Here is a 25292-nt window from a genome sequence, read left to right on the forward strand (position 1 = left end):
TTAAATCACACCGCTTGTTTGCAAAATCCCTTTAATCTGCGTTTTCATCTCGTCCGTTAGCGGCGAGGCGGGCGGCAGGCTGTTGCAGGAAATATCCAGCCCGGTCAGCTGCAATGCGTATTTGATGGCGTTGTAGAACGGCAAATCGATGCCGTACAGCGGCGGGATTAGCGACAGGCGCTGCTGGAGTTCTACCGCCGTGGCGTAATCCTGCTCGCGGTACGCTTTAAGGATCCCGCAGGTCAGCTGCGGCGCGAAGTTAGCGCTGGCCGGGATACAGCCGTCGCCGCCCAGAATCAGCGTGCCAAACAGATATTCATCGTAACCGGCAAATACCGCGAAATCAGGCCGCACCGGTTTCACCGCCGCCAGGGTTTCGCGGATATGCGACAGCGTATCCACGGTATCCTTCAGGCCGACGATGTTCGGGCAGGTTTTCGCCAGCTCGACAATCACCGACACCGGCAGCGACTGCCCGGTCAGCGCCGGGAAGTTGTACAGCAATACCGGCAATTCCAGCGCCTTGCTGATGCGCTGATAGTGGGCAATCAGATTGCTTTCGCTCAGCGGATTGTAAAACGGGTTAATCGCCACCACGCCGTCGGCTCCGCAGCGCTGGGCATGCAACCCCAGTTCAATCGCCTGTTGGGTGCCGGAATGGCCAATCCCGATCAATACCGGTTTTCGTCCCGCTACCTGCTTAACGCAAAACTCGGCAATTTCCTGACGCAGCGCATCAGACATATGAGCGAATTCGCCCGCGCTACCGAGAAAGAACAGCCCGTCAATATCGCTGGCCACCAGGCGCTCAATCAGCCGCGCTTGTTCGGTGGGGGAAAAGCGGCCTTCGTCGTCGAACAGGGTAGCAACAGGGGGGATAACGCCTTGAAAAAGTGGGGTACTCATCATCAGGACTCCTGCGTTAAAGGGCAAAGGTAAGGGCAAGCAAAGCGTGTATTTATGGGTTCTTGCTAAAAGTGTATGTAGCGCATCATGCGGCGCAAGCGTCAATTCCCATCTCTGGAATGCATGTCTCTCTTTTTCAGAACCTCGTTTCAATTTAAACGTCAGCACGGGTTTAGTTGCGACAATGTTGCGGTGATGTATCAATTTGGTGATTTAAAGCACAATTCTGGATCCGCTTTGTGGATCGCTACGTTTTTAAGCGTATACCTTCTTCATCCATATCATGGATTATGTGTCCACAATGTGAACAAGAGGGTGCAATGAGCAATAACACACTGACCAACGATGCAGAAACCCTGCGCCGAATGCCGTATCAGTTTGACCAACCGAAAGAGATGATCCCGGATCTGGTGGTGCCTGGCGCGATCCCCAGCGACGAGCGCATCTGGGTGCCGCAGGCGGACAACGTCTGGTTTCGTCCGCTGTGCCTGAGCCGCTCCGGCGGCTACTGGATGAATCTGCTGCGGGTGCGTAAATCCGGCGTGCTTAGCCGCCACCGCCATCCGGGGCCGGTGCATGCCTTCGTGCTCAAAGGGCGCTGGCGTTATCTGGAGCACGACTGGGAAGCCACCGAAGGCGCATACGCGTTTGAGCCGCCGGGAGAGACCCATACCCTGGTGGTGGATGAAGGCGTGGAGGAGATGATCACCCTGTTCCAGGTCCACGGCTGCATGTATTACGTCGACCCGTGGGGTAATCACGCCGGGTTCGAAGACGTGTTCACCAAAATCGATATGTGCCGCAAACACTACGCCGAATGCGGCCTGGGTGCGGATTACGTCGATCAATTCATCCGATAGCCGTCTGTCCTTTCACCTGCAGATAATAATTAAAGAGACATCGCTATGACTTCTGTACCTAAAACTCAACGCGTGGCGCGCATTCAGTTGGTTGCGATCCTGTTTCTGACGATTGCCGGCGTCATCAACTATATCGACCGCAGCGCGCTCTCCATCGCCAACACCACCATCCGTGAAGAGATGCACATTACGCCCACCGAGATGGGCTGGCTGCTGTCGGCGTTTTCCCTGGCCTATGCCTTTTCCCAGCTTCCGGTGGGCGCGCTGCTCGATCGCTTCGGCGCGCGCATGATGCTGGGTTTCGGCATGTTTTTCTGGTCGGTGGCGCAGGCCGCCTGTGGGATGGTCAACTCCCTGAGCACGTTCCTGGTTTCCCGTGCGGTGCTGGGCGTGGCGGAAGCGCCGCTGTTCCCGGCGGGCGCGAAGGTGATCAGCGAATGGTACAACCTGAAGGAGCGCGGCACGCCGACCGGGATTTTCGTCGCCTCCAGCTGTATCGGCCCATGCATCGCGCCGCCGCTGCTGACGGTGATTATGCTCACCGTCGGCTGGCGCTGGATGTTTATCATCACCGGTATTCTCGGCGTGATGCTGGCTATCGGCTGGTATCTGATTTATCGCAACCGTAATGAAGTGACGCTGACCCAGGAAGATAAACAGTACCTCGACGCGGGTGAGCGCTTCACCGATACCGAGAAGAAAATCACCGGGCGCGAGTGGCGCGGGCTGTTCACGCACGCCACCACCTGGGGGATGCTGCTCGGGTTTATGGGCGTGATCTACATGGTCTGGCTGTATCTGACCTGGCTGCCGGGCTATCTGGAACATGCGCGCGGATTGTCACTGGCGCGCACCGGCTGGGTGGTGGCGATCCCGTATATTTTCGGCATGGTCGGCATGGTCGTCGCCGGGCGAGTGGTGGACATTTTAGCCAACCGCGGCATCAGCGTGATCAACAGCCGCAAGTGGCCGGTGTGCCTGGGCCTGCTGGGCGGCGCGGCGTTTACCGTACCGGCGATTTTCACCACCAGCACCACCCTGGCGGTGGGCTACATCTGCCTGGCGATGTTCTTTATTAACCTGGCGAGCGCCGCCTGCTGGACCATGGCAACGGTGATCGTGCCTAAGCGCCAGGTGGCGTCTCTCGGCAGCATCCAGAACTGCGGCGGCTACTTCGGCGGCTCTCTCGCCCCCATTATCACGGGCGCCATCGTTGAGCGCACCGGGGTGTACGACAACGCGCTGCTGGTCAGCGCCGGGATCGCCGTGCTGGCTGCCGCCGTTTACTTCGTATTAGTCAGAAAACCGCTGCCGGATGACAGCGCCGCCAGCGACATTCACCATGAGGCCAATAACTATGACGTTTCACGCTGAGCTTTTCGCCGGGAAAACCGCGCTGGTCACCGGCGGGACTTCCGGGATCGGGGCGGGTATCGCCACGCAGCTCTCGCAGCTGGGGGCGACGGTGATCGCCGCCGGGGTCAACAGCGAATGCAATAATCTGCCGCAGGGCATCGCAATCCGCGAGCTGGATGTGCGCAACGCCACACAGATTCAGCATATTGTTGATGATCTGCCGCGGCTTGATATCCTCATCAACTGCGCCGGGGTGATTAAGCGCGGTGCCGAGCACCAGATTGATACCTTTGAGGACGTCATTGATATCAACCTGAACGGTACGCTGCGCTGCTGCGCCATCGCCCGCCCAAAACTGGCGCAGAGCGCGGGCTGCATCGTGAATACCGCCTCAATGCTGAGCTTTTTTGGCGGCGGGCTGGTGCCCGGCTACAGCGCCAGTAAAGGCGGCGTGATGCAGCTGACCAAATCCCTGGCGATTGCCTATGCCGACGAGCAGATCCGCGTTAACGCGGTTGCTCCTGGCTGGATTGCCACTCCATTAACCCAGGCGTTGCAGGATGATGCTGAACGCGCCGGGCCGATCCTCTCCCGCACCCCGCTAAAACGCTGGGGGACGCCGGAGGATGTAGCCCAGGCCGTTACCTTCCTGTGCAGCCCGGCGGCATCCTTTATTACCGGCACCATTCTGGCCGTGGATGGAGGATACCTGACCGTATAACCCGAAAAGAGACGATGGAAAACACGCACGCTGTACCCGGAACCGCCGCATTTCAGAAGTTTATGCGGGTGTTGCAGGCCGTATCGGAAACCCCTGGCCAGCTGAATATCAGCGGCCTGGCGCGGCAGCTTGGCATGCCGCGCCCCACCGTGCACCGCATCGTCGAGGCGCTGGTGGTGGAGGGGATGCTTAGATACGACAACGACACCCTGAGCTTAGGGCCGCGCCTGGTGAGTCTGGCCTGGCGCAGCCTGGAGACGCACGATCTGCGGCAGATCGCCAGACCGCACATCGAGCAGTTGCGCGACCGGCTGGATGAGACCGTCCACCTTGCCATCCCTGATGGCCTGGAGATGGTCTACATCGATAAGCTGGAAGCCAATCGCACGGTGCGGATGGCCTCGCGGATCGGGACGCGCGTGAGCCTGTTTTCCAGTTCAGTCGGGAAAGCGTGGCTGGCGGCGCACAGCGCTGACCAGGTTGAGCAGATGCTGGCGAAAATTACGCCAACGTCGTTCACGCAGCATACGATCACTGACCGGGCGGGCATCACTGAAGAGATCAATCGCACCCGCGAGCGTGGCTATTCGCAGGATATCCAGGAAAACGAGCTGGATATCTGCTGCTACGGGAGCGCGATAGTCAACAGCGGCCAGCAGGCGGTGGGGTGTATCAGCGTGAGTATGCCGACCTACCGGTTTGACGCCCTGCAGGCCGATGAGGCCATCGGCGCGATCCGCGCCTGTGTCGCGGCGATTCAGAAGCAACTGGTGTAGCCCGCTTTTCCGCGTTTTGCTAACGGCAAATTCCCGGAGAAGAACATGCATGTGAATAAAGGTTTTCCGCAGTACGATTTTTCTGGCCGCGTGGTGGCGGTGACCGGCGCGGCGCGCGGCATTGGCGAGGCGATCTGCGCCCGGTTTCAGCAGGCGGGCGCGCAGGTCTGGATGCTGGATGTGCATTATCCGGCGCGCGACGGATTTCAGTTGCCGCTGGATATTACCCAGCCGGCATCGCTCACTGCCGCACGCGAGACCATCCTGCAAACCAACGGCAGGCTGGATACCCTGATCCACTGCGCCGGGTTCGCGGGCCCGACTCTGCCGCTGATCGATTACGATCCGGCTATCTGGCGGCAAATTATCGACGTCAACCTGAACGGCACTTTCGAAGTCTGTCGCACCTTCGTTCCGGCGCTGTTAGCCCAGCCGCAGAGCTGGCTGGTGAATCTGGCGTCGCTGGCCGGGAAGGAGGGCACGCCCAACGCGTCGGCGTACAGCGCGGCGAAAGCGGGCGTTATCGCCCTGACCAAATCGCTGGCTAAAGAGCATGCGCAAAGTGGGTTACGTATTAACTGCGTTGCGCCCGCCGCGATTGAAACCCCGCTGCTGGCGCAGATGACGCCGGAGCATGTGGCCACCATGATCGCCAAATCGCCCCAGGGGCGGTTAGGCACCGTGGAGGAAGTGGCGGAAATGGTGATGTGGCTCAGTTCCGGAGCCTGCACTTTTAACAGCGGCGCGGCGTTTGATTTATCCGGTGGGCGGGCGACGTATTAGTTAGCGAATGCCAGCGGTGACGTGACTCTGTTCCGCCACGCGTTTTACCGCTGGTTCCACGACTTTCTCGCCTTTTTCACCGAAGAATTGATACAGCGTATCGGACGCCGATTGGGTCAAAATCATAATTTCGATACGGCGGTTTTCAGCGCTGTTCGGCTCCCCTTCGTTCAGCAGCATCCGGTCGGACATGGCGCTCACCTGCATCACTTTATCTACCGGCATCCCGGCCTGTTCCAGCACGCGGCGCGCGGATAGCGCCCGGTCACCAGAGAGATTCCAGTTATTGTAGTTGTCGCCATCTTTATACTGCATGGCATCCGTGTGGCCGCTAATAATCAGCTTGTTGTCCAGTGAATCGAACACCGGTGCCAGCTCGATCAGCAACTTTTTAAAAAACGGCATAATCTTTGCGCTACCGCGCTCAAACATATTACGGTTCTGGTCATCTTTAATCAGGATCCGCAGCCCTTGCGGCACGATTTCCATCTCCATATTGCTCTGCATATGGCTTTTTTCCGCGATGGCATTAATCACGGTTGCCAGCTCGCCCAGTTCGCGTACCGACTTATCTTTTAACGCCACGCGCTTGTCATTGGCCAGCTTTGCCTTCAGCGCCTGCGCTTTATCGACGCTGGCGGTAGACGTGGGTTTAACCGTTTCGGCTGGCGCAGTCGGTGGGGCTTTCACTTCGGCAGGCAGCGCTCCGCTTTCCAGTACCGCCACCTTGCCGAGATTGTTTAACGGCATCATGCCGTTGCCGCTGAAAATCGACTGATCGTTGAGCGCCGCGACAATGTTTTTGCGGTCTTTCTCACTGACGCTGTTGACGATTAACTTCATCGTGGTGACCAAAGGGGCTGAACGTATCTCTGAAGTCTCGGCGCGCTTTACCCTGGACGCCATGCCGGGTAAACAGATGGCGATTGACGCCGACCTCAATGCCGGGCTGATTAACCAGACTCAGGCGCAGACCCGCCGTAAAGACATCGCCAACGAGGCGGATTTCTACGGCGCAATGGACGGCGCATCAAAATTCGTGCGCGGTGACGCCATCGCCGGGATGATGATTCTGGCCATCAATATGATTGGCGGGATTTGTATCGGGATTTTTAAATACGATCTCAGCGCTTCCGCCGCGTTTCAGCAGTACGTGCTGATGACCATCGGTGACGGCCTGGTGGCGCAAATCCCGTCGCTGCTGCTCTCTACCGCCGCAGCGGTGATCGTGACGCGCGTCAGCGACAATGGCGATATTGCTAAAGACGTGCGCGGCCAACTGTTGGCGAACCCGACTATTCTCTACACCGCCGCCGGCATCATGTTTATGCTGGCAATTGTGCCGGGGATGCCGCACCTGCCATTTTTGCTGTTTACGCTGCTGCTGGGTTATGCCGCCTGGCGTCAAAGCAAACAGCCGCAGGCTTCTCAGGAAACCGAGCAGAATCTCGAAAACCTGACCAAAGCGATCGTCGACACGCCGGAACAGCAGGTGAGCTGGGAAACTATTCCGCTTATTGAACCGGTCAGCCTGAGCCTGGGCTATAAGCTGGTGTCACTGGTGGATAAAACCAAAGGCGGGCCGCTGACCCAGCGGGTACGCGGCGTGCGGCAGGTGATTTCAGATACCAGCGGCGTGTTGCTGCCGGAAATCCGCATCCGGGAAAACTTTCGCCTCAAGCCCACGCAATACGCAATTTATATTAACGGTATTCAGGCGGAAGAGGGCGACGTGCCTGCCGACCGGTTGATGGCGCTGCCCACCAGCGAAACCTACGGCGAAGTCGACGGGATTTTGGGCATGGACCCGGCGTACCGGATGCCGGTGACCTGGATTCAGGCGGATCAGAAAGCCAGAGCCCTGAATCTGGGGTATCAGGTAATTGACTGCGCCAGCGTTATCGCCACTCACGTTAATAAAGTGGTGCGCCAGTACATTCCCGATCTGTTTAATTACGACGATGTGACCCATTTGCACAACCGCCTCTCGGCCATGGCACCGAAGCTGGCGGAGGATCTTAACGCGGCTCTGAATTACAGCCAGTTGTTAAAAGTGTACCGTCAGTTGCTGACCGAGGGCGTGTCGCTTAAAGACATCGTCACAATCGCCACCGTGCTGGTCGCCAGCAGCGCCGCGACTAAAGATCCGGTGCTGCTTACTTCAGATGTACGACTGGCGCTGCGCCGCAGTATCGCCACGCCGCTGGTGCGTAATCAGACATTATCGGTGTATACCTTGCAAAATGAGCTGGAAAATCTGCTGCTCGGCGTGGTCAATCAAACCCAGCAGGCCAATAAAGTGTCGCTGGATAGCGTGCCGGTAGACCCGAATATGCTCAGTCAGTTCCAGAGCACCATGCCGCAGGCCAAAGAGCAGATGAAAGCGGCAGGCAAAGAGCCGGTGCTGCTGGTCGCGCCGCAGCTGCGTCCCCTTTTATCCTGCTATGCGCGGCTGTTCGCTCCTGGATTGCAGGTGCTGTCGTATAACGAAGTGCCGGATGAGCTGGAACTGAAGGTGTTAGGTTCGCTGTCCTGATTGGCGAAACGTATAAAAAAGGCCATCAATAGTGATATTGATGGCCTTTTTGTTTGCTGTGACCCGTTAAAGAATATTGTTGGCGGTGAGGATGCGCCGGGCACCCAGATAGTGATCCTGCCAGAAATCGCCGTCGAAGTGGCTAATACGGATATTCAGGCCGGTTCGCGGCGCTTCAATAAAATCGCCATCCCCGAGATACACGCCGACGTGATCGGCATGGTCGCCTTCGGAATGGATGCCGAAGAAGATCAAATCTCCGCGCTTCAGGTCGCGTTTGGCTACCGGGCGCGCGTTTTTATAGTGGTACATCTCGTTCGCGGTACGCGGCAATTTTGAAGAAAGCAGTTTGTTGTAAGCGTAGAACACCAGTCCGCTACAGTCGAAGCCATTAACAGGTGATGTGCCGCCCCATACATAGGGTTTACCGAGCTGGTCCTCCAGACGGTCAACAATCATATCGGTGGTATCGCGCAGCCGATCGCTGTACAGGCTACCATCGCTGTCGCGCAGATGATCCCAATGTGGGTTAGTTTGTCGGTATGGCCCGGGGAACCATTCCGGATGCTCGCGCAGTAGCACGCGGTTTTTGGTGCGTAATGCGGCTTTCGATGCTTTATTGCCGTACACCACCTTGCTGTCCGCTTTTTCTTTTTTGTCTTTCCATAGCTTGAACAGTTTGGCGCGGTTATACATGCGTTGCCGTGCCGCGTAGCTTCGTTCGGTATGGGGTTTTGGACCATGTGGTGATTTATGGACAGCACAGGCCTGCTGACAGGTAAAAGACATACACATCAGCAGGGCTAAAGAGAGTTTATTGCCCGGCATAGATAACCATCAATTAGGGTGAAATTCAGAGGGAGTTAATTGCGTAGAAAATGGTATCACGCGCGCCTGCGGTCGCTTTTTAAATGTTCTTTATTAAAAGATTAATTTGAGTAAATCAGTATCCAGGAAGGTCTCTGCCAGAAAGTTGAGTGAGAAAGTTGCGGTGTAACTTCCATTCATATCCGCGGCTTTGTTGCCCTGTGGCGAAACCCTGGAATCCCTCTCGCACTGTCTAAATTTGGTCAGTGTTTTCTGACTCATACCCGTTCAATATCTCCATTATCGCTTTACACCTATATAGGTTTAAATCTATATTGATACGGAGGTCATATGTGGTCAATTGCCACAACGGACATTATTAAGAGGAGTAACGCCATGGGCAGAACGCTGGAACAGCTGCTTGCGGACGAAAAACCAGAGGTGGCCGCCGAGGCGCGAGCGATGGCGACGGAAATCCTGCTCAATATCCACCTTGCGGAACTGCGCGAAAAGGTAAAAAAAACGCAGGTGGAGATGGCACAGGCGCTGGGCATTAAACAGCCGACCGTCGCGGGCATGGAAAAGCCGGGGCGTGATTTAAAACTCTCTTCGCTGAAGCGCTATGTGGAAGCGGCGGGCGGGAAACTGCGGCTGGATGTGGAGCTGCCGGACGGTTCGCACTACGGGTTTGTGCTGTAAGCGCGTCGGCGTTATAAAGCAAAAAAGCAGATGTCTTGCGACATCTGCTTTTTCAAATTTGGCTCCTCTGACTGGACTCGAACCAGTGACATACGGATTAACAGTCCGCCGTTCTACCGACTGAACTACAGAGGAATCGTGTGGAGGCTTATCTTAGCGGGGGAAAACTTTTTGTCAAACCCCATTTCGGTCTTCAGCATTCGACTGACCACTTTGGCGGCGCTTCGCTGAAAATGCCAACAAAAAATGTGGAAATACTTTGCAGTAACGCCGTTCCTCACTCATCATTGAAAAGTTGTTTTACTTTCCTGATGGATTCACCTTGAGCTTATCCACTTCGCTGCGGCGCACTCTGTCGCGCACGCACTGGCACGGCCGTAGAAAAAGTTATCGCACCCTTTACTGGCGGGAAATTATGCCGCTGGCGGTGCCAATCTTCATTGAAAATACCTGCGTACTGTTGATGGGGGTGCTCAGCACCTTCCTCGTGAGCTGGCTGGGCAAAGAAGCGATGGCGGGCGTGGGGCTTGCCGATAGCTTCAACATGGTGATCCTGGCGTTTTTTGCGGCTATCGATTTAGGGACCACCGTGGTGGTGGCCTTTAGCCTCGGCAAGCGCGACCCGAAACGCGCCCGCGCGGCGGCGCGCCAGTCGCTGATCCTGATGACCCTGGTCGCCGTGGTGCTGGCGGCGGTGATCCACTATTTCGGCGAACAAATTATCGATGTTGTGGCAGGCGAGGCTTCCGTTCAGGTGAAACAGCTGGCGCTTAATTATCTCCAGCTCACGGTATGGAGCTACCCGGCGGCGGCCATTACGCTGATCGGCAGCGGGGCGCTGCGCGGGGCAGGGAACACCAAAATTCCGCTGCTGATTAACGGCGGGATGAACATTCTCAACATTATGATCAGCAGCGTGCTGATTTACGGCCTGTTTTCCTGGGACGGGCTGGGGTTCTCCGGTGCAGGGCTTGGGCTCACGCTGTCGCGCTATATCGGCGCGCTGGGCATTATTTATGTGCTGATGATCGGCTTTAATCCGGCGCTTAAGATCACCTTACGCAGCTATTTCACTCGCCTTGATATTTCGATTTTGCGCGAAGTGCTGGGGATTGGTGTGCCAGCCAGCGTGGAGTCGGTGCTGTTTAACTGCGGTAAATTGCTTACCCAGATGTTTGTCGCCGGTATGGGCACCAACGTGATTGCCGGTAACTTTATCGCTTTTTCCGTGGCGGCGCTGATTAACCTGCCGGGTAACGCATTGGGCTCTGCATCAACCATTATCGTCGGCAAACGCCTCGGTAAAGGACAGATTAGCCAGGCGGAGTTGCAGCTGCGCCATATTTTCTGGATTTCGACCCTTGGGTTAACTGCCATCGCCTGGCTGAGCGCGCCGTTCGCCGGGCTTATCGCCTCGTTCTATACCCACGAGCAGGACGTTATCGAAGTGGTTAAACACCTGCTATGGTTGAACGCGCTGTTTATGCCTATTTGGGCGGCGGCGTGGGTGCTTCCCGCCGGGCTGAAAGGCGCGCGCGACGCCCGTTTCGCCATGTGGGTGACCATGCTGGGCATGTGGGGCTGCCGGGTGGTTGCCGGTTACGTGCTGGGGATTATGCTCGGCATGGGCGTCGTCGGGGTCTGGCTCGGCATGTTCCTCGACTGGGCGGTGCGCGGGCTCTTCTTCTACTGGCGTATGATTAGTGGACGCTGGTTGCAGAAGTACCCGCGCAGCAAAAAAACTGCCGTTACGCGTCAGGCTGCGGCGCAGACTGGCGACGGTTAACCAGCATCGCCATAACAAACAGCAGGCTGAATACCAACACGATGGTGGGCGCGGGGGCGCTGTCGAGATAAAACGACAGCCAGATCCCGCTTAGCGACGCGATAATCGCCACGCCAACCGCCGCCAGCAGCATCGCGCCAAAGGTGCGGGTAATCAAAAAGGCTATCGCGCCGGGCGCTATCAATATCGCAATGGCAAGAATAATCCCTACCGCTTTTAGCGAGGCGACAATCGCCAGCGCCAGCAGGACTAACAGCCCGTAATGCAATAGCTTGATGCGCAGCCCTACCGCCTGAGCCTGTACCGGGTCGAAAGCGTGCAGCACCAGGTCACGCCATTTCACGGCGATGACCGACACGGTGAGCAGCGTGACCAGTGCGGTATCGCGGATGTCGCTGCTGCCGATCCCCAGCATATCGCCAAACAGAATATGGTCGAGATGCACCTCCGGCTGGAGCCAGACGTACAGCACCAGCCCGAAACCAAACATGCCGGAAAACACGATGCCCATCGCCGTGTCGTGGCGAATGCGGCTGTTGTCTTTCAGATAGCCGGTTGCCAGTGCGCACAGCATCCCCGCCACAAACGCACCGGGCGCGAAGGGCAGGCCGAGCATCCACGCGATCACCACGCCGGGAAATACCGCGTGGCTCATGGCATCACCCATCAGCGCCCAGCCTTTCAACACCAGAAAGCAGGAGAGCAGGGCGCAGGGAATGGCGATCAGCACGGAAATAATCAGCGCGTTGACCATAAAGTCAAAGGCCAGCGGGGCCATTACCCATTCAACCATGGTGCACCGCCTGGCGGGTCATCCGTCGTTTGCGGGCTGCGATAACACCGTGCTGCGGGGCAAAGAAAAACGCCAGCACAAACAGCAGAGTTTGCAGGGTGACGATGATGCCGCCCGTCGCCCCGTCAAGGTAATAACTCAGCCACGCGCCGAAGAAACTGGTCAGGCTGCCGAGCGCCACGGCGATAATAATCAGCCGGGGAAAACGGTCGGTAAACAGCCACGCCGTCGCGCCAGGGGTGACCACCATAGAGATCACCAGAAATGCGCCGACGGTTTGCAGCGCCGCCACGGTGCAGGCCGACAGCAGGGTAAAGAACAGGCATTTCAGCAGCACCGGGTTCAGGCCAACGGCCCGGGCGTGGGTTTCATCAAAAAACGTGACCAGCAGATCTTTCCATTTCACCAGTAAAATCAACAGGGTAATACCGCTAATCAGCGACAGCTGGATAATGTCTGAGGGGGCGATGGTCAGCACGTTGCCCATCACAATCGACTGGATGTTTACGGCGGTGGGGTTGAGCGACACCATAAACAGCCCGAGGGCGAAAAACGACGAGAAGATCAGGCCGATAATCACGTCTTCACGCAGCCGGGTGCGCTGATTTAAAAACAGCATCGCGGCGGCAGCCAGCCCGCCAGAGAAAAACGCACCCAGCGAGAAGGGCAGGCCGAGCATCCACGCGCCCGCCACGCCGGGGACAATCGCGTGGGAAAGCGCATCGCCAATCAGCGACCAGCCTTTGAGCATTAAATAGCAGGAGAGAAACGCGCAGACGCCGCCTACCAGCGCCGAGACCCACATGGCGTTTACCATCCAGCCGTAGCTGAAGGGTTCGAGCAGCCAGGTCATACCGCCTCCTGGCAGGTGCTGAACAGATGATGTGACACGCCGCCGAACGCCCGTTCGATATTGGCATGGGTAAAGGTGTCGGCGGTTTTGCCGCAGGCCACTACGCTGCCGTTAATCAACAGGGTGTGATCGCAAAACGACGGCACGCTGGCAAGATTATGGGTGGATACCAGCAGCGTGCGGCCTTCGTCGCGCAGCTGGCCGAGCAGGGTGACAATCTGCTGCTCGGTTTTCACATCCACGCCGGTAAAGGGTTCATCCAGTAAAATCAACTGACCGTTCTGCGCCAGCGCTCGCGCCAGAAAGACGCGTTTTTTCTGGCCGCCGGAGAGCTCGCCGATTTGCCGCTGGCGTAAATGGCCCATATCCACCCGCGCCAGCGCCTGATCGACGGCATGACGATCGGCGGCAGATGGACGGCGAAGCATGCCCATATAGCCGTAGCGCCCCATCATCACCACATCTTCCACCAGCACCGGGAAATTCCAGTCCACCTCTTCAGACTGCGGCACATAGCTCACCAGGTTATTGCCCAGCGCGGTTTTCACCGGCATTCCCAGCAAATTAATAGTGCCGCGCGCCAGCGGCACCAGCCCCATAATGGCTTTAAACAGCGTAGATTTTCCCGCGCCGTTGACGCCGAGCAGCGCGGTAATGCTGCCCTGCGGCAGCTGGAACGACGCGTCGCGCAGGGCGGTGTGACCGTTGCGCCAGGTGACGGTCGCCTGGCTAACCGCCACGCCTGGCCCGTGTCGTGAGATATCTGAGGTTTGAACTCGCCTGAAAGGAGAAATCATTTTGCTGCCCCCTCGCGGATGCCGGTGACGATGGTGTCGGTGGTGACGCGTAGCAAATCGATATAAGTGGGAACCGGGTCGTCGGCTTTGCTCAGTGAATCGACATACAGTACGCCGCCGTAATGCGCGCCGGTCTCCCGGGCCACCTGGCGAGCCGGTTTATCGGATACGGTACTTTCGCTGAAAATAGTCGGGATGCGCTCGCGCTTAATGGTGTCCACCACGTTACGTACCTGCTGCGGCGTGCCTTGCTGATCGGCGTTGATCGGCCACAGATACAGCTCTTTCAAACCCATATCCCGGGCCAGATAGGAAAACGCCCCTTCGCTGGTTACCAGCCAGCGCTGCTGCGGCGGCAGTTGATCGAGTTTTTGATGCAGCGGCGCAAGGGTGGCGGCAATTTTTTGTTTATAGCTTTCCGCATTGGCGCGATAGACGTCGGCATTGGCCGGATCGTGCTCAACAAACGCATCGCGAATGTTATCGACATATATCATCGCGTTATCGGGAGACATCCACGCATGCGGGTTAGGCTTGCCCTGATAGGGTCCGTTGCCAATCGCCATCGGCGTAATGCCTTTGGTCACCACCACTTCCGGTACGCCTTTCAGGTGCTGATAAAACTTCTGAAACCACAACTCCAGGTTCATACCGTTGGCGAGGATCAGCTTCGCCCCCTGGGCGCGTTTGATATCGCCTGGCGTGGGCTGATATTCATGAATTTCTGCGCCGGGTTTGGTGATCGACTCCACTTCGGCAACGTCCCCGGCCACGTTTTTCGCCATGTCGGCGATAACAGTGAACGTCGTAACAGCCTTAAATTTTTCCTGAGCGCTGGCCTGAAATGTCATCAGCGCGGCAGCTATTGCCGACATCGCCATTGCCGTACGCCATTTTCCCATACCCCTCATGCCTGTCTCCTGATTGATATTTCATCGTTTATAGCACCTGCTATAAAACATAGCCTAAGCTATACAGGAGGGCAAATGATAATTGTTATCACTTAAATTGATGTGAAAAAGCATTCAGGATAACTTTTAGGACTTAAGAGAATGGGCGTTTCACATGAAGGTGGCTATAAGATCATACTTCTGTAACATTCGGTCATGTTTTGACAATCTATGCTTAAAGTTCTGACTCAATAAGGAACGCTATGCTTCGTTTAATTCTGGTTTCATTTTTACTTCTGGTTTCCGCGCTGCAAGCGTCCTGGGCGACAACCTATCCCCTGCCGCCCGAAGGCAGCCGCCTGGTGGGCAGCAATATCACTATCACGATACCGGAAGGCAACACCGAGCCGCTGGAGCATTTCGCGGCAATGTACGGCCTTGGGCTGAGTAATATGCTGGAAGCTAATCCGGGCGTTGATCCCTATTTGCCTAAACCGGGCAGCCAGTTGATTATCCCTCAGCAGGTGATCCTGCCGGATACGCCGCGTAAAGGGATTGTGGTGAACAGCGCCGAAATGCGCCTCTATTACTACCCGCCAGACAGCGGGACTGTGGTGGTTCTGCCGATCGGTATTGGCCAGGCGGGCCGCGAGACGCCGCGCAACTGGGTGACTAAAGTCGAGCGTAAGCAGGAAGCGCCGTCGTGGACGCCAACTGCCAATACCCGTCGCGAATACGCGAAAGAGGGCATTACGCTGCCGGCTTTTGTCCCTGCCGGGCCAGATAACCCGATGGGGCTGTACGCGATTTATATTGGCCGCCTGTACGCCATCCACGGCACCAATGCCAATTTTGGTATCGGCCTGCGTGTGAGCCAGGGCTGTATCCGTTTGCGCGATGATGACATCAAACTGCTGTTCGATAACGTCCCGGTGGGCACGCGCGTGCAGCTGATCGATCAACCGGTAAAGACCACCCTTGAACCGGACGGCACCCGCTGGCTGGAAGTCCACGAGCCGCTGTCGCGCAACCGTACCGAGTTTGAATCGGATAAACGAGTGCCGATCACCTTAACCGGGGCGCTGCGTAAAGAGGTGGAAAGCCCGGATGCGGATGCGCAGGTAGTGTCTGAAGCCATTGAGCGCCGCTCGGGAATGCCGGTGCAGATTAACCATGCGGTCGGGACAACTTTTTAACTCTCATTCTTACCAACCGAACCAGGCTTAAACGCCTGGTTTTTTTTCGCGCGTTTTGTTGATTTGGCGTTTATCTTTCCAGTGGTAAGATTTTTCCATCGACAAGTATTCCTGAACCGCTGAGGTGAAAAATGACCGCCACTCAAATCCTGATGCTGATAGCTCTGACCTGCTGGTCAGTTTACAAACAAACCATCCGCACGGAAGTGAACGGTAAAGGTCGTTTCAAAATGGCGAAAATTTACGGGATAGTCGGCCTGGTCGTGGGTGGCTTTTACCTGCCGACCGACGCCATCGCCTGGGCAACCGTGGTGCTAAGCGTCGGTGCCAGCGCGTTGGTAGGCGTGATGCGCGGCAATCTGACTCGCCTGAGCGTTGAGGACGGTAAAGTCTTCAGCCAGGGGAATGCGTTGACGATTGGTTTGTTCGTTGGGCTGGTGGCGTTTAAATTCCTGCTCGGCACCTGGCTGTACTTTAACCATCCGCAACCGCATAACGGCTTTGGGGAAATTCTCGTGCTGATCGCCATTATGGTAGCGGTTCAGGCGCAAATTGTGTGGCTGCGGGCTCAGAAAGTCGTTGCGATAAGTATGCCTTCCGTTCAGTAATTTTCCTTTTATGCCTGGCGGCGCAAAGCGATTACGGAAGCTGCGCCGCATTTTATTTATTTGATTCATCATAATTATTTCAACAGTCAAATCAGTTCCTTACTATGAGACTTCATGCCTGGTTGCGTTAAGGAAATCTCAATGGAATTGATGACAAATTGTGCGCTCCCCGCTTTCGATGTTATATTAAAATATAACTTTCGGAGGTTTAATATGTATACCACTCGCCTGAAAAAGGTCGGAGGATCTGTGATGCTTACGGTACCTCCCGCTGTGCTTAAAACGCTGGGTCTAACGACGGACAGTGAAGTCGGTATGACTATTGATAAGGGCTGCCTGATTATTGAGGCCCAGAAACGGCCCCGTTATTCACTTGAGGAATTGTTGGCGCAGTGCGATCCCAACGCTGAACTGAGCAAAGAGGATCGAGAATGGATTGATGCACCGCCGGTGGGTAAGGAGATCCTGTAAATGGACAGAGGCGAAATCTGGCTCGTTTCACTTGATCCCACTGCGGGCCATGAGCAAAGCGGAAAGCTTCCGGTGCTTATCGTATCGAAGGCATCGTTTAATACCTTTACCCGTCTGCCCGTTGTTGTTCCCGTTACCAGTGGCGGACACTTTGCCCGTGCTGCGGGTTTTACCGTCTCACTGGACGGGGCCGGCACAAAAACAACGGGCGTCATTCGCTGTGACCAACCCAGAACCATTGATATGGTAGCCAGGAGCGGCAAACGTCTGGAACGTATCCCCGAGGCGATAGTGAATGAAGTGCTGGCCAGGCTGGAAGCTATTCTGAACTAAGGCTGCTGGAGGTAGCGAAACGGGGAAAGGGATAAAAGCAAAAAAGCAGATACCTTTCGATATCTGCTTTTTCTAAATTTGGCTCCTCTGACTGGACTCGAACCAGTGACATACGGATTAACAGTCCGCCGTTCTACCGACTGAACTACAGAGGAATCGTGTGAACGGGGCGCATAGTATCGACCCACCGAAGGCTTGTCAAAGCCTGTTTTTGATTTTGAGTTTGTTTGCTGATTAATTCCACAACTTGTCGAAAATCCGGGTGGAAAGGCCCACCCGGACAACGCTGCAAGGTTAGCGGAACGGCGGTTCGTTAAAGGTGCGCAGTTTACGGGAATGGAGGCGGTCGCCTTCGGCGCGCAGCAAATCTATTGCCCGAATGCCAATCTGCAAATGCTCGGAAATCGCCCCTTCGTAAAACCGGTTTGCCTGGCCGGGGAGTTTGATTTCGCCATGCAGCGGTTTATCCGACACGCACAGCAGCGTGCCGTAGGGCACCCGGAAGCGATAGCCCTGGGCGGCAATGGTGGCGCTTTCCATATCAATCGCCACGGCGCGGCTTAAGTTAAAGCGCAGCGCCGAGGCGCTGTAGCGCAGCTCCCAGTTGCGGTCGTCGGTGGTGACGACCGTGCCGGTACGCAGCCGCTGTTTAACTTCTTCCCCCGGCATACCGCTCACCTGTTTGGTGGCGTCGTACAGCGCGCGCTGCACTTCAGCAATGCTCGGGATCGGGATATCCGGTGGTAGCACCGCGTCCAGTACGTGGTCATCGCGCAGATAGGCGTGCGCCAGCACATAATCGCCAATCGCCTGGCTTTCGCGCAGCCCGCCGCAGTGGCCAATCATCATCCACACATCCGGGCGCAGTACCGCCAGATGGTCGCAGATGGTTTTGGCGTTCGATGGCCCGACGCCGATATTCACCAGGGTGATCCCCTGGCCGTCCTGAGTGATCAAATGCCAGGCGGGCATCTGGTGTTTTTTCCAGGCCAGATCGGAAATCGCCTCTTCAGGCGCTTCGGTATCGGCGGTGATCCAGATGCCGCCCGCGCAGGAGAGCGCGATGTACGGGCTATCCGGGTCAAGGATCTGGCTGCATCCCCAGCGCACAAACTCGTCCACGTAGCGGGTGTAGTTAGTAAACAGCACAAACGGCTGGAAATGCTCCACCGGCGTACCGGTGTAGTGGCGCAGCCGCGCCAGCGAGAAATCGACCCGACGCGCGTCAAAATGCGATAGTGGGTAAAACTCGGTAGGGTGGAAAATCCCATCGGCGGTTTCGTCGCCGATTTGCGCCAGTTCGGTGGTGGGGAAGTGGCGCGCCAGACCGGCGCTCATGGAGCGGTCCAGCGTCAGCGCCGAGCCGTCGATCACATACGGGTACGGGATCTCATGAGGTGACGGTGCCACTTCGATGATCGCACCGTAATCGTGATACAGCAGCTCCAGCTGTTCCGCCAGATAGGCGCGGAACAGCGCCGGGCGGGTAATAGTGGTGGTGTAACAGCCGGGATGGGTAAACCGGGCGTAAGCGCGGGTCTTTTTCGGATTAACCGCAGTGCCGTCCCAGCTCACCTGCAGTTGCGGATAAACAAACAGCCCGCTGGCGCGGCGGGTGGTATCCGGTAATTTTCCTTCTGAAATATACAGGCTGATGGCGTCGCGCAGGGCGTTCACCGCCTGGTCGTAAAGGGCTTCCAGTTGATCCAGCGCCTGTTCTGGCGTCAGGCTTACTACGGCTTGGTTCATCTTCTCTCCTTATCCCGGCAAGCTGTCGGGTGCAACATTACCGATAGTATGTCACAGGAGTAATACAGTCGTGTGTTGAATAGCAACTCCTGTAAAACTCATCCATCTGAATGATTGCCGCCCTGAACCGACTGTTAATGTTCAACAATCCGCACCGGACAGGTGATCTTCGCCGCAAATTTATACTTGCGGGGTGCGCAGCCTGACGGGCGCGCGGCTATGTTTAAGATTCTGGACGGTCCGGAAACCGCGCATCCCAGCCAGCCACGTGACGGCAAACTCATCCCTTTGATTGTTAATAAACAGGCCCGCTCGAAAGCCAGTGTATTGACGAAGCCCGTGATTTTTCCCGCGCCAGCGTTGGCGCCGTGTCTGAACAGTGCGAGGAATATCCGAATGTCTTTGAAACTAAAACAATTACCGCTGCATATCGCCATTGTCGGTTGTTTAACCACGGCATTTTATGCCCAGGCGGATATCAAAATCGGCGTGGCGGGGCCTTTCACCGGCCCGAACGCCACCTACGGCGCGCAATACTGGAAGGGCGCAACCCAGGCGGCGGAGGATATTAACGCTGCGGGCGGTATTAAAGGCGAGAAAATCGTGCTGGTGCAGGGAGACGACGCCTGTGAGCCTAAGCAGGCGGTGGCGGTAGCCAACCGCATGGTGGATGAATCCAAAGTTTCGGCGGTGGTCGGGCATTTCTGTTCTTCTTCTACCATGCCTGCGTCTGAGGTGTATGACGAGGCGGGCGTGTTGACCATCACGCCGGGCTCCACCAATCCGCAGGTAACCGAGCGCGGCATGAAGGGCATGTTCCGCATGTGCGGGCGCGATGACCAGCAGGGCGTTGTGGCGGCCAACTACATGCTTGACACGCTGAAAGCGAAGAAAATCGCCATCATTCACGATAAAGATACTTATGGACAGGGCCTTGCCGACGCCACCAAAGCGGCGCTGGAAAAGCGCGGCACCAAAGAGGTGCTGTACGAAGGCCTGTCGCGTGGGGAAAAAGACTTTAACGCCCTGGTAACCAAAATCGGTTCGCTGAAACCCGACGTGGTTTACTTCGGCGGCTGCCATCCGGAAGCAGGCCCGCTGGTGCGCCAGATGCGCGAGCAGGGCGTACAGGCGAAATTCTTCTCCGGTGACTGCGTAGTGACCGAAGAGATGGTGACCGCAGCGGGCGGCCCGCAGTTTACCAACGGCGTGCTGATGACCTTCGGCAACGATCCGCGCACCATCCCGGCGGGTAAAACGGTAATCGAAAAATTCCGTGCCAGCGGTTTTGAGCCGGAAGGCTACACCCTTTACGCCTACGCCTCGATCCAGGCGATTGCCGCCGCCTATAACGGCGCGGGGAAAGACAACGAAAAAGCCAGTGAATGGTTGAAGTCCAATACCGTGGACACGGTGATGGGCCCCAAATCCTGGGACGGCAAGGGCGACCTGAAAGTCTCGGATTACGTGGTTTATCAGTGGGATGACAAAGGCAAATACAAACAGCTGTAATTTGCCGCCCCGTCCGTTTTGCCGCCAGGTAAAACGCCGCGACACTGAATGCTGCCCGGCTATCGGGCAGCTTTCTCACTGGCGAGAGTGTTGATATGGATGCTTTTTTTCTCCAACAGCTGATCAACGGGCTGACGTTAGGCGCTGTCTACGGTTTGATCGCCATCGGCTACACCATGGTTTACGGCATTATCGGGATGATCAATTTCGCTCACGGCGAAGTCTATATGATCTCGGCGTATCTCTGCGCCATCGGGTTGGCGCTGCTGGCCAGCTTCGGCATTCACTCCTTCCCGCTGCTGATCTTCGGCACGCTGATTTTCACCGTCGCCGTGACCGCCGTGTACGGCTGGGCGATTGAGCGCATCGCCTACCGGCCGCTGCGTAACTCCACCCGGCTGGCACCATTGATCTCCGCCATCGGCATGTCGTTGATCCTGCAAAACTACGTTCAGCTAAGCCAGGGGCCGAATCAGCAGGGTATTCCCACGCTGCTGACCGGGGTGCTGCGCTTCCACGTGGACGACGGCGTGGTGCAAATTACCCTGACCAAAGTCTTTATCCTGGTGGCCGCCGTGGTGGGCATGGGGGTTCTGACGTGGATTATCCAGTTTACCCGGCTGGGGCGCATTTGCCGCGCTACTCAGCAGGACCGGCGCATGGCCTCGATACTCGGTATCAACACCAACCGGGTGATCTCGCTGGTATTTGTCATCGGCGCGTCGATGGCCGGTCTGGCGGGAGTGCTGGTCACCATGAACTACGGAACCTTCGATTTTTATGCCGGTTTCATCATCGGCATTAAAGCCTTTACCGCGGCGGTGTTGGGCGGCATTGGCTCGCTGCCCGGCGCGATGCTTGGCGGCCTGCTGTTAGGCGTTGCCGAAGCGCAGTTCGCCGGGCTGGTGAACTCCGATTATAAAGACGTGTTTTCGTTTTCACTGCTGGTGGTGATCCTGATTTTTCGCCCGCAAGGTTTGCTGGGCCGTCCCGTGGTCGCGAAGGTGTAAGGGGTAAACGATGACAGATGCGGCACTGAAGCCAGGAATCGATATCAAAAAATGCCTGCTGGATACCGTACTGGCAGGGCTATGCGCACTAGTGGTGTTTGGGCCGATCGTCGGGGTGGTGCTGCGCGGCTACAGCTATACGCTGTCGCCGGACCGCGTGGCGTTACTGGTGGCAGCGGTGATGGCGGGGCGCTTCGTCCTGAGCCTGGCGCTGCAAACGTCGCGCGGGCGGCGGTTTGCCCGCCAGTTTGAAAGCGCGGACGACGGCGTCTATGTGCGCCCGGTGGATTATAAATCGCCGCTGCGCTGGGCGATCCCGCTGTTGATGGTGCTGGCGCTGCTGTTTCCGTTTGTCGCCACCAAGTACCTGCTTACCGTGGCGATCCTCGGGCTGATTTACGTGCTGCTCGGGTTAGGGCTGAATATCGTGGTGGGCCTGGCCGGGCTACTCGATCTGGGCTACGTGGCGTTTTACGCCATCGGCGCTTACGGGCTGGCGTTGGGCTATCAGTATCTGGGGCTGGGGTTTTGGGTGATGCTGCCGTTAGGCGCGCTGCTCGCCGCGCTGGCCGGGGCGCTGCTCGGCTTTCCGGTATTGCGGATGCACGGGGATTACCTGGCGATTGTTACCCTCGGGTTTGGGGAGATCATCCGGCTGGTGCTCAACAACTGGCTGAGCTTTACCGGCGGGCCAAACGGGATTTCCGTCCCCGCGCCGACGCTGTTCGGGCTGGAGTTTTCCCGGCGCGCCAAAGACGGCGGCGTTCCGTTCCATGAGTTTTTCGCTATTTCTTATAACCCTAACCTGAAATTTATTTTTATCTATGCGGTGCTGGTTCTGGTGGTGCTGCTGGTGCTGTTTATCAAGCATCGCCTGACGCGGATGCCGATAGGCCGGGCCTGGGAAGCGCTGCGTGAAGATGAAATCGCCTGCCGCTCGCTGGGGCTCAACCACGTGCTGGTGAAGCTTTCCGCGTTTATGCTCGGCGCTTCAACCGCCGGGATCGCCGGGGTGTTCTTCGCCACGTATCAGGGATTTGTCAATCCAACGTCATTTACCTTCTTCGAATCGGCATTGATCCTCGCCATTGTAGTGCTGGGCGGCATGGGTTCGACGCTCGGCGTAGTGCTGGCCGCTTTTGTGCTGACGGTTGCGCCGGAATTGCTGAGAAGCTTTGCCGAATACCGCGTGCTGCTGTTCGGCGTGTTAATGGTGGTGATGATGATCTGGCGGCCCCGGGGACTGGTGCGCACCAGTCGCGCCGGGTTTGCCACCCGCAAAGGAGTCGCGCCGTGAACGACAGTATCCTGCGGGTGGAACATCTGATGATGCATTTTGGCGGCATCAACGCGCTTAACGACGTCAATCTGGACGTGGAACGCGGTTCGATCACCGCGCTAATCGGCCCAAACGGGGCGGGTAAAACTACGGTATTTAACTGCCTGACCGGGTTTTATCACGCCACCGGCGGTGCGATCTTGCTGAACACACGCACGCCTACCGACATCATCGAGGTGCTGGGGCAAAAGCTGCGCGCGAGTGATTTTCTGCATCCCCGACGGCTTGGTTCGCGGCTCTACTACAAAATGTTTGGCGGCACCCATCTGGTGAACCGGGCCGGGCTGGCGCGTACTTTCCAGAATATCCGCTTATTCCGTGAAATGTCAGTGGTAGAAAACCTGCTGGTTGCCCAGCACATGCTGGCGAACCGTAATCTGATTGCCGGCATTTTTAACACTGCCGCGTACCGCAGGGCGGAAAACCAGGCGCTGGATAGGGCGTTTTACTGGCTGGAAGTGGTGGAGATGGTGGATTGCGCCAACCGGCTGGCGGGCACGCTTTCTTATGGGCAGCAGCGCCGCCTGGAAATCGCCCGCGCCATGTGCACCGGGCCGGAGATGATCTGCCTCGACGAACCCGCCGCCGGGCTTAACCCGGTGGAAACCCACGCCGTGAGCCGCATCTTACGGCTGCTGCGCCAGCAGCACGGCGTTACGGTGCTGCTGATTGAACACGACATGGGCATGGTGATGGAGATTTCCGACCACGTTATCGTGCTTGACCACGGCAACGTCATCGCGCGCGGCGCGCCGCAGGAAATCCAGCACAACCCCAGCGTTATCGCCGCCTATCTGGGCGCAGAGGAAGAGGAGGTCACCGGATGAAACCACTGCTGGAGTTTCGCGATGTTGACGTGTTTTATGGGCCAATCCAGGCGCTGAAAGGCATTTCACTGACGGTGAACGAGGGCGAAACCGTCTCGCTGATCGGCGCGAACGGCGCGGGTAAATCCACCTTGCTGATGTCGATTTTCGGCCAGCCGCGCATCGCCAGCGGGCAAATTCTCTACCGGGGCGAAGATATCAGCCGCCGCTCCACCCATTTTATTGCCAGCAACGGCATCGCCCAGGCCCCGGAAGGAAGGCGCATTTTCCCGGATATGACGGTGGAAGAAAACCTGCTAATGGGCGCGATTGCTATTGGCAACCGCTATCAGAAAGAGGATAAGGCGCGCATGTACCAGCTTTTTCCCCGGCTTGAGGAGCGGCGCAGCCAGCGGGCGATGACGCTCTCCGGCGGCGAACAGCAGATGTTGTCTATCGCCCGGGCGCTGATGAGCCGCCCAAAACTCCTGTTGCTGGATGAGCCGAGTCTGGGGCTGGCACCATTGGTGGTGAAACAGATTTTTCAGATCCTGCGCGAACTGACCCAGCAGGGCGTAACGCTGTTTCTGGTGGAGCAAAACGCTAACCACGCGCTGAAACTTTCCGACCGGGGGTATGTGATGACCAATGGAGAAATTCGCCTGACCGGGAGCGGGGCGGAACTGCTGGTTAACCCGGAAGTGCGGAAAGCGTATCTGGGTGGGGTGTAAAAATGAATGCTTACTGCCAGCTTAATTTTGTAGAAGCTTCAGTGTTAAATAAATTAAATTTGCCATGTTAATTTCCTTGAGCAACTATTAATTTTGGGATTCAGCAGTCGTTCTGCCTGTCATGTAACTGTTTTGATACAAGAGAGGATAAGCCCTGTTTCTCTGTTTCCTGGAGGTACCTATATAAGACCTCATGGTTATTAGTATACTTTACCTTCAATTTACTGTTCCATGTGTCTAAGTTTATACAGTATTTATTTATGTTATTAACGGCATCATCCTTATCTGGTTTGTTTGTAAATGAAAAAGATAGATAAATAATGCAATAATCAGTATATAAGTTTATTTGAAGAACCTCTTTTGGAATTTTAGAGGACAAATAATAATATTCTCCTGGAGTATATGCTTTGGGATATTCAGGTTCATCGCTTGAATATGATAAGTTGCATATAAAAAGTAAAACGCATAACAGTAAGCGGATCATGATTATTTTCTATCCTCTGTATAATCTGGAATGTCAATATGCATTAATTGTTCAGCTCTTTGCCTGTTTAGTTCAGCCATACATGAATATATGTGAGTAAAACGACCCACATCATTTCCCCATGATTCTGCAAACGAGCACTGAGCAAGACGATAACGAATAAACTCTTGATTAGATTTATCAAGCCTGTAAAGTGCAAGCGGGATAGCATCATCCAATGCTGCACTTTTGACTTCAGACCATTTATCTATACGCAATCTGATATTATCTTCGGCTTTTCTCAGCGTTATAGTGCTTTCAATTACTTCATTTCTCTGGCAGTCGACAAGCTCCGCCTCTTCTTCTGATTCACAGTTGTTCTTACTCAGATAATAAACATTATTTGCATATGTGCTATGGATTGAGGAAATGCTAATCATTAGTGGGACCGATATTAGCGAAATCCGTAAAATACTAATCATTGATTTCTATTTCCTATTGAAGATGTAAA

25 protein-coding genes, 2 tRNA genes and 1 pseudogene are annotated in these 25292 nt (G+C 56.2%); 17 read left to right on the top strand and 11 right to left on the bottom strand.

The window, feature by feature from the left end; all coding sequences use genetic code 11:
* Complete coding sequence (locus FND52_RS01550; RefSeq protein WP_144129108.1) at positions 1 to 909, bottom strand: dihydrodipicolinate synthase family protein; 909 nt, start codon at positions 907 to 909, stop codon at positions 1 to 3.
* Between the two features lie 317 nt (positions 910 to 1226).
* Between FND52_RS01550 and FND52_RS01555 the strand changes: the two genes are divergently transcribed.
* From FND52_RS01555 to FND52_RS01575, 5 genes are read left to right on the top strand one after another with little or no spacing between them, the layout of a single operon-like run.
* Positions 1227 to 1766 carry a 2,4'-dihydroxyacetophenone dioxygenase family protein gene (locus tag FND52_RS01555; RefSeq protein WP_125292359.1) on the top strand — a complete coding sequence of 180 codons (540 nt, stop codon included), beginning with the start codon at positions 1227 to 1229 and terminating at the stop codon, positions 1764 to 1766.
* Between the two features lie 45 nt (positions 1767 to 1811).
* The gene (locus tag FND52_RS01560) at positions 1812 to 3140 is read left to right on the top strand and encodes an MFS transporter (RefSeq protein ID WP_125292358.1); all 1329 of its coding nucleotides are present in this window, start codon (positions 1812 to 1814) and stop codon (positions 3138 to 3140) included.
* On the top strand, positions 3124 to 3843 hold the full coding sequence (locus FND52_RS01565; RefSeq protein ID WP_125292357.1) for an SDR family NAD(P)-dependent oxidoreductase: 720 nt from the start codon (positions 3124 to 3126) through the stop codon (positions 3841 to 3843). The genes FND52_RS01560 and FND52_RS01565 overlap by 17 nt, the downstream gene beginning before the upstream one ends.
* Before the next feature lie 14 nt (positions 3844 to 3857).
* Positions 3858 to 4619 carry an IclR family transcriptional regulator gene (locus FND52_RS01570; RefSeq protein WP_125292356.1) on the top strand — a complete coding sequence of 254 codons (762 nt, stop codon included), beginning with the start codon at positions 3858 to 3860 and terminating at the stop codon, positions 4617 to 4619.
* Positions 4620 to 4664: 45 nt separating this feature from the next.
* Positions 4665 to 5402 (top strand): SDR family NAD(P)-dependent oxidoreductase, encoded by a 738-nt coding sequence (locus FND52_RS01575; protein ID WP_144129109.1) that lies wholly within the window; start codon positions 4665 to 4667, stop codon positions 5400 to 5402.
* On the opposite strand, the gene FND52_RS01580 is transcribed toward FND52_RS01575, so the two are convergent.
* Complete coding sequence (locus FND52_RS01580; RefSeq protein ID WP_144129110.1) at positions 5403 to 6245, bottom strand: OmpA family protein; 843 nt, start codon at positions 6243 to 6245, stop codon at positions 5403 to 5405.
* Here FND52_RS01580 and FND52_RS01585 point away from each other — a divergent pair.
* Positions 6220 to 7938: pseudogene (locus tag FND52_RS01585) on the top strand (flagellar biosynthesis protein FlhA); the annotation flags it as partial. The gene FND52_RS01580 and the pseudogene FND52_RS01585 sit on opposite strands and share 26 nt — an antisense overlap.
* Positions 7939 to 8004: 66 nt before the next feature.
* Here the strand turns inward: FND52_RS01585 and FND52_RS01590 are convergent.
* Positions 8005 to 8766 carry a C40 family peptidase gene (locus FND52_RS01590; RefSeq protein ID WP_125292352.1) on the bottom strand — a complete coding sequence of 254 codons (762 nt, stop codon included), beginning with the start codon at positions 8764 to 8766 and terminating at the stop codon, positions 8005 to 8007.
* A gap of 375 nt (positions 8767 to 9141) precedes the next feature.
* On the opposite strand from FND52_RS01590, the gene FND52_RS01595 reads away from it, so the two are divergent.
* The gene (locus FND52_RS01595) at positions 9142 to 9444 is read left to right on the top strand and encodes a helix-turn-helix domain-containing protein (protein WP_144129112.1); all 303 of its coding nucleotides are present in this window, start codon (positions 9142 to 9144) and stop codon (positions 9442 to 9444) included.
* A gap of 59 nt (positions 9445 to 9503) precedes the next feature.
* Here FND52_RS01595 and FND52_RS01600 read toward each other — a convergent pair.
* Positions 9504 to 9579, bottom strand: a tRNA-Asn gene (locus FND52_RS01600).
* Positions 9580 to 9766: 187 nt separating this feature from the next.
* On the opposite strand from FND52_RS01600, the gene FND52_RS01605 reads away from it, so the two are divergent.
* Positions 9767 to 11230: an EmmdR/YeeO family multidrug/toxin efflux MATE transporter gene (locus tag FND52_RS01605; protein WP_125292350.1), complete on the top strand. Its 1464-nt coding sequence runs from the start codon at positions 9767 to 9769 to the stop codon at positions 11228 to 11230.
* Here the strand turns inward: FND52_RS01605 and FND52_RS01610 are convergent.
* Genes FND52_RS01610 through FND52_RS01625 form a run of 4 tightly spaced genes read right to left on the bottom strand, consistent with a single transcriptional unit; the run spans position 11193 to position 14554 of the window.
* A complete protein-coding gene (locus FND52_RS01610; protein WP_144129113.1) occupies positions 11193 to 12023 on the bottom strand; it encodes a metal ABC transporter permease in 831 nt (276 codons plus the stop codon). The genes FND52_RS01605 and FND52_RS01610 overlap by 38 nt on opposite strands.
* Complete coding sequence (locus tag FND52_RS01615; RefSeq protein WP_144129114.1) at positions 12016 to 12876, bottom strand: metal ABC transporter permease; 861 nt, start codon at positions 12874 to 12876, stop codon at positions 12016 to 12018. Before FND52_RS01615 ends, FND52_RS01610 begins: the two co-directional genes overlap by 8 nt.
* Positions 12873 to 13673, bottom strand: coding sequence for a manganese/iron ABC transporter ATP-binding protein (locus tag FND52_RS01620; protein WP_244290529.1), 801 nt, complete (start codon positions 13671 to 13673; stop codon positions 12873 to 12875). The genes FND52_RS01615 and FND52_RS01620 overlap by 4 nt, the downstream gene beginning before the upstream one ends.
* Entirely contained in the window at positions 13670 to 14554 is an 885-nt protein-coding gene (locus tag FND52_RS01625) for a metal ABC transporter substrate-binding protein (protein ID WP_244290546.1), read from the bottom strand. The genes FND52_RS01620 and FND52_RS01625 overlap by 4 nt, the downstream gene beginning before the upstream one ends.
* A 272-nt stretch (positions 14555 to 14826) precedes the next feature.
* Here FND52_RS01625 and ldtA point away from each other — a divergent pair, with 272 nt between their 5' ends.
* The 4 genes from ldtA to FND52_RS01645 all read left to right on the top strand — a co-directional run bounded on the left by ldtA (position 14827) and on the right by FND52_RS01645 (position 17171).
* Positions 14827 to 15759, top strand: a complete 933-nt coding sequence (gene ldtA, locus FND52_RS01630) for a L,D-transpeptidase (protein ID WP_125292345.1) — start codon at positions 14827 to 14829, stop codon at positions 15757 to 15759.
* 131 nt (positions 15760 to 15890) lie between these two features.
* Positions 15891 to 16367, top strand: coding sequence for a DUF1453 family protein (locus FND52_RS01635; protein WP_144129116.1), 477 nt, complete (start codon positions 15891 to 15893; stop codon positions 16365 to 16367).
* 213 nt (positions 16368 to 16580) lie between these two features.
* Complete coding sequence (locus FND52_RS01640) at positions 16581 to 16838, top strand: AbrB/MazE/SpoVT family DNA-binding domain-containing protein (RefSeq protein ID WP_125292508.1); 258 nt, start codon at positions 16581 to 16583, stop codon at positions 16836 to 16838.
* Positions 16839 to 17171 carry a type II toxin-antitoxin system PemK/MazF family toxin gene (locus tag FND52_RS01645; protein WP_144129117.1) on the top strand — a complete coding sequence of 111 codons (333 nt, stop codon included), beginning with the start codon at positions 16839 to 16841 and terminating at the stop codon, positions 17169 to 17171. It abuts the gene before it with no gap.
* Positions 17172 to 17250: 79 nt separating this feature from the next.
* Here the strand turns inward: FND52_RS01645 and FND52_RS01650 are convergent.
* Positions 17251 to 17326, bottom strand: a tRNA-Asn gene (locus tag FND52_RS01650).
* 139 nt (positions 17327 to 17465) lie between these two features.
* Positions 17466 to 18920 carry an AMP nucleosidase gene (locus tag FND52_RS01655; protein ID WP_125292307.1) on the bottom strand — a complete coding sequence of 485 codons (1455 nt, stop codon included), beginning with the start codon at positions 18918 to 18920 and terminating at the stop codon, positions 17466 to 17468.
* A 396-nt stretch (positions 18921 to 19316) separates the two neighbouring features.
* Between FND52_RS01655 and FND52_RS01660 the strand changes: the two genes are divergently transcribed.
* From FND52_RS01660 to FND52_RS01680, 5 genes are all read left to right on the top strand, one after another.
* Positions 19317 to 20432, top strand: coding sequence for a branched-chain amino acid ABC transporter substrate-binding protein (locus FND52_RS01660; protein WP_144129118.1), 1116 nt, complete (start codon positions 19317 to 19319; stop codon positions 20430 to 20432).
* A 95-nt stretch (positions 20433 to 20527) separates the two neighbouring features.
* A complete protein-coding gene (locus tag FND52_RS01665) occupies positions 20528 to 21442 on the top strand; it encodes an ABC transporter permease subunit (protein ID WP_125292305.1) in 915 nt (304 codons plus the stop codon).
* Positions 21443 to 21452: 10 nt separating this feature from the next.
* Positions 21453 to 22739, top strand: a complete 1287-nt coding sequence (gene livM / locus FND52_RS01670) for a high-affinity branched-chain amino acid ABC transporter permease LivM (protein ID WP_125292304.1) — start codon at positions 21453 to 21455, stop codon at positions 22737 to 22739.
* Positions 22736 to 23608 carry an ABC transporter ATP-binding protein gene (locus tag FND52_RS01675; RefSeq protein WP_144129119.1) on the top strand — a complete coding sequence of 291 codons (873 nt, stop codon included), beginning with the start codon at positions 22736 to 22738 and terminating at the stop codon, positions 23606 to 23608. The genes livM and FND52_RS01675 overlap by 4 nt, the downstream gene beginning before the upstream one ends.
* Complete coding sequence (locus FND52_RS01680; protein WP_144129120.1) at positions 23605 to 24318, top strand: ABC transporter ATP-binding protein; 714 nt, start codon at positions 23605 to 23607, stop codon at positions 24316 to 24318. Before FND52_RS01675 ends, FND52_RS01680 begins: the two co-directional genes overlap by 4 nt.
* Positions 24319 to 24804: 486 nt before the next feature.
* On the opposite strand, the gene FND52_RS01685 is transcribed toward FND52_RS01680, so the two are convergent.
* Positions 24805 to 25263, bottom strand: coding sequence for a lysozyme inhibitor LprI family protein (locus tag FND52_RS01685; RefSeq protein WP_144129121.1), 459 nt, complete (start codon positions 25261 to 25263; stop codon positions 24805 to 24807).
* Between the last annotated feature and the right edge of the window lie 29 nt (positions 25264 to 25292).

The organism is Atlantibacter subterraneus, from assembly GCF_007570865.1.
Taxonomy (GTDB): Bacteria; Pseudomonadota; Gammaproteobacteria; order Enterobacterales; family Enterobacteriaceae; genus Atlantibacter; species Atlantibacter subterraneus.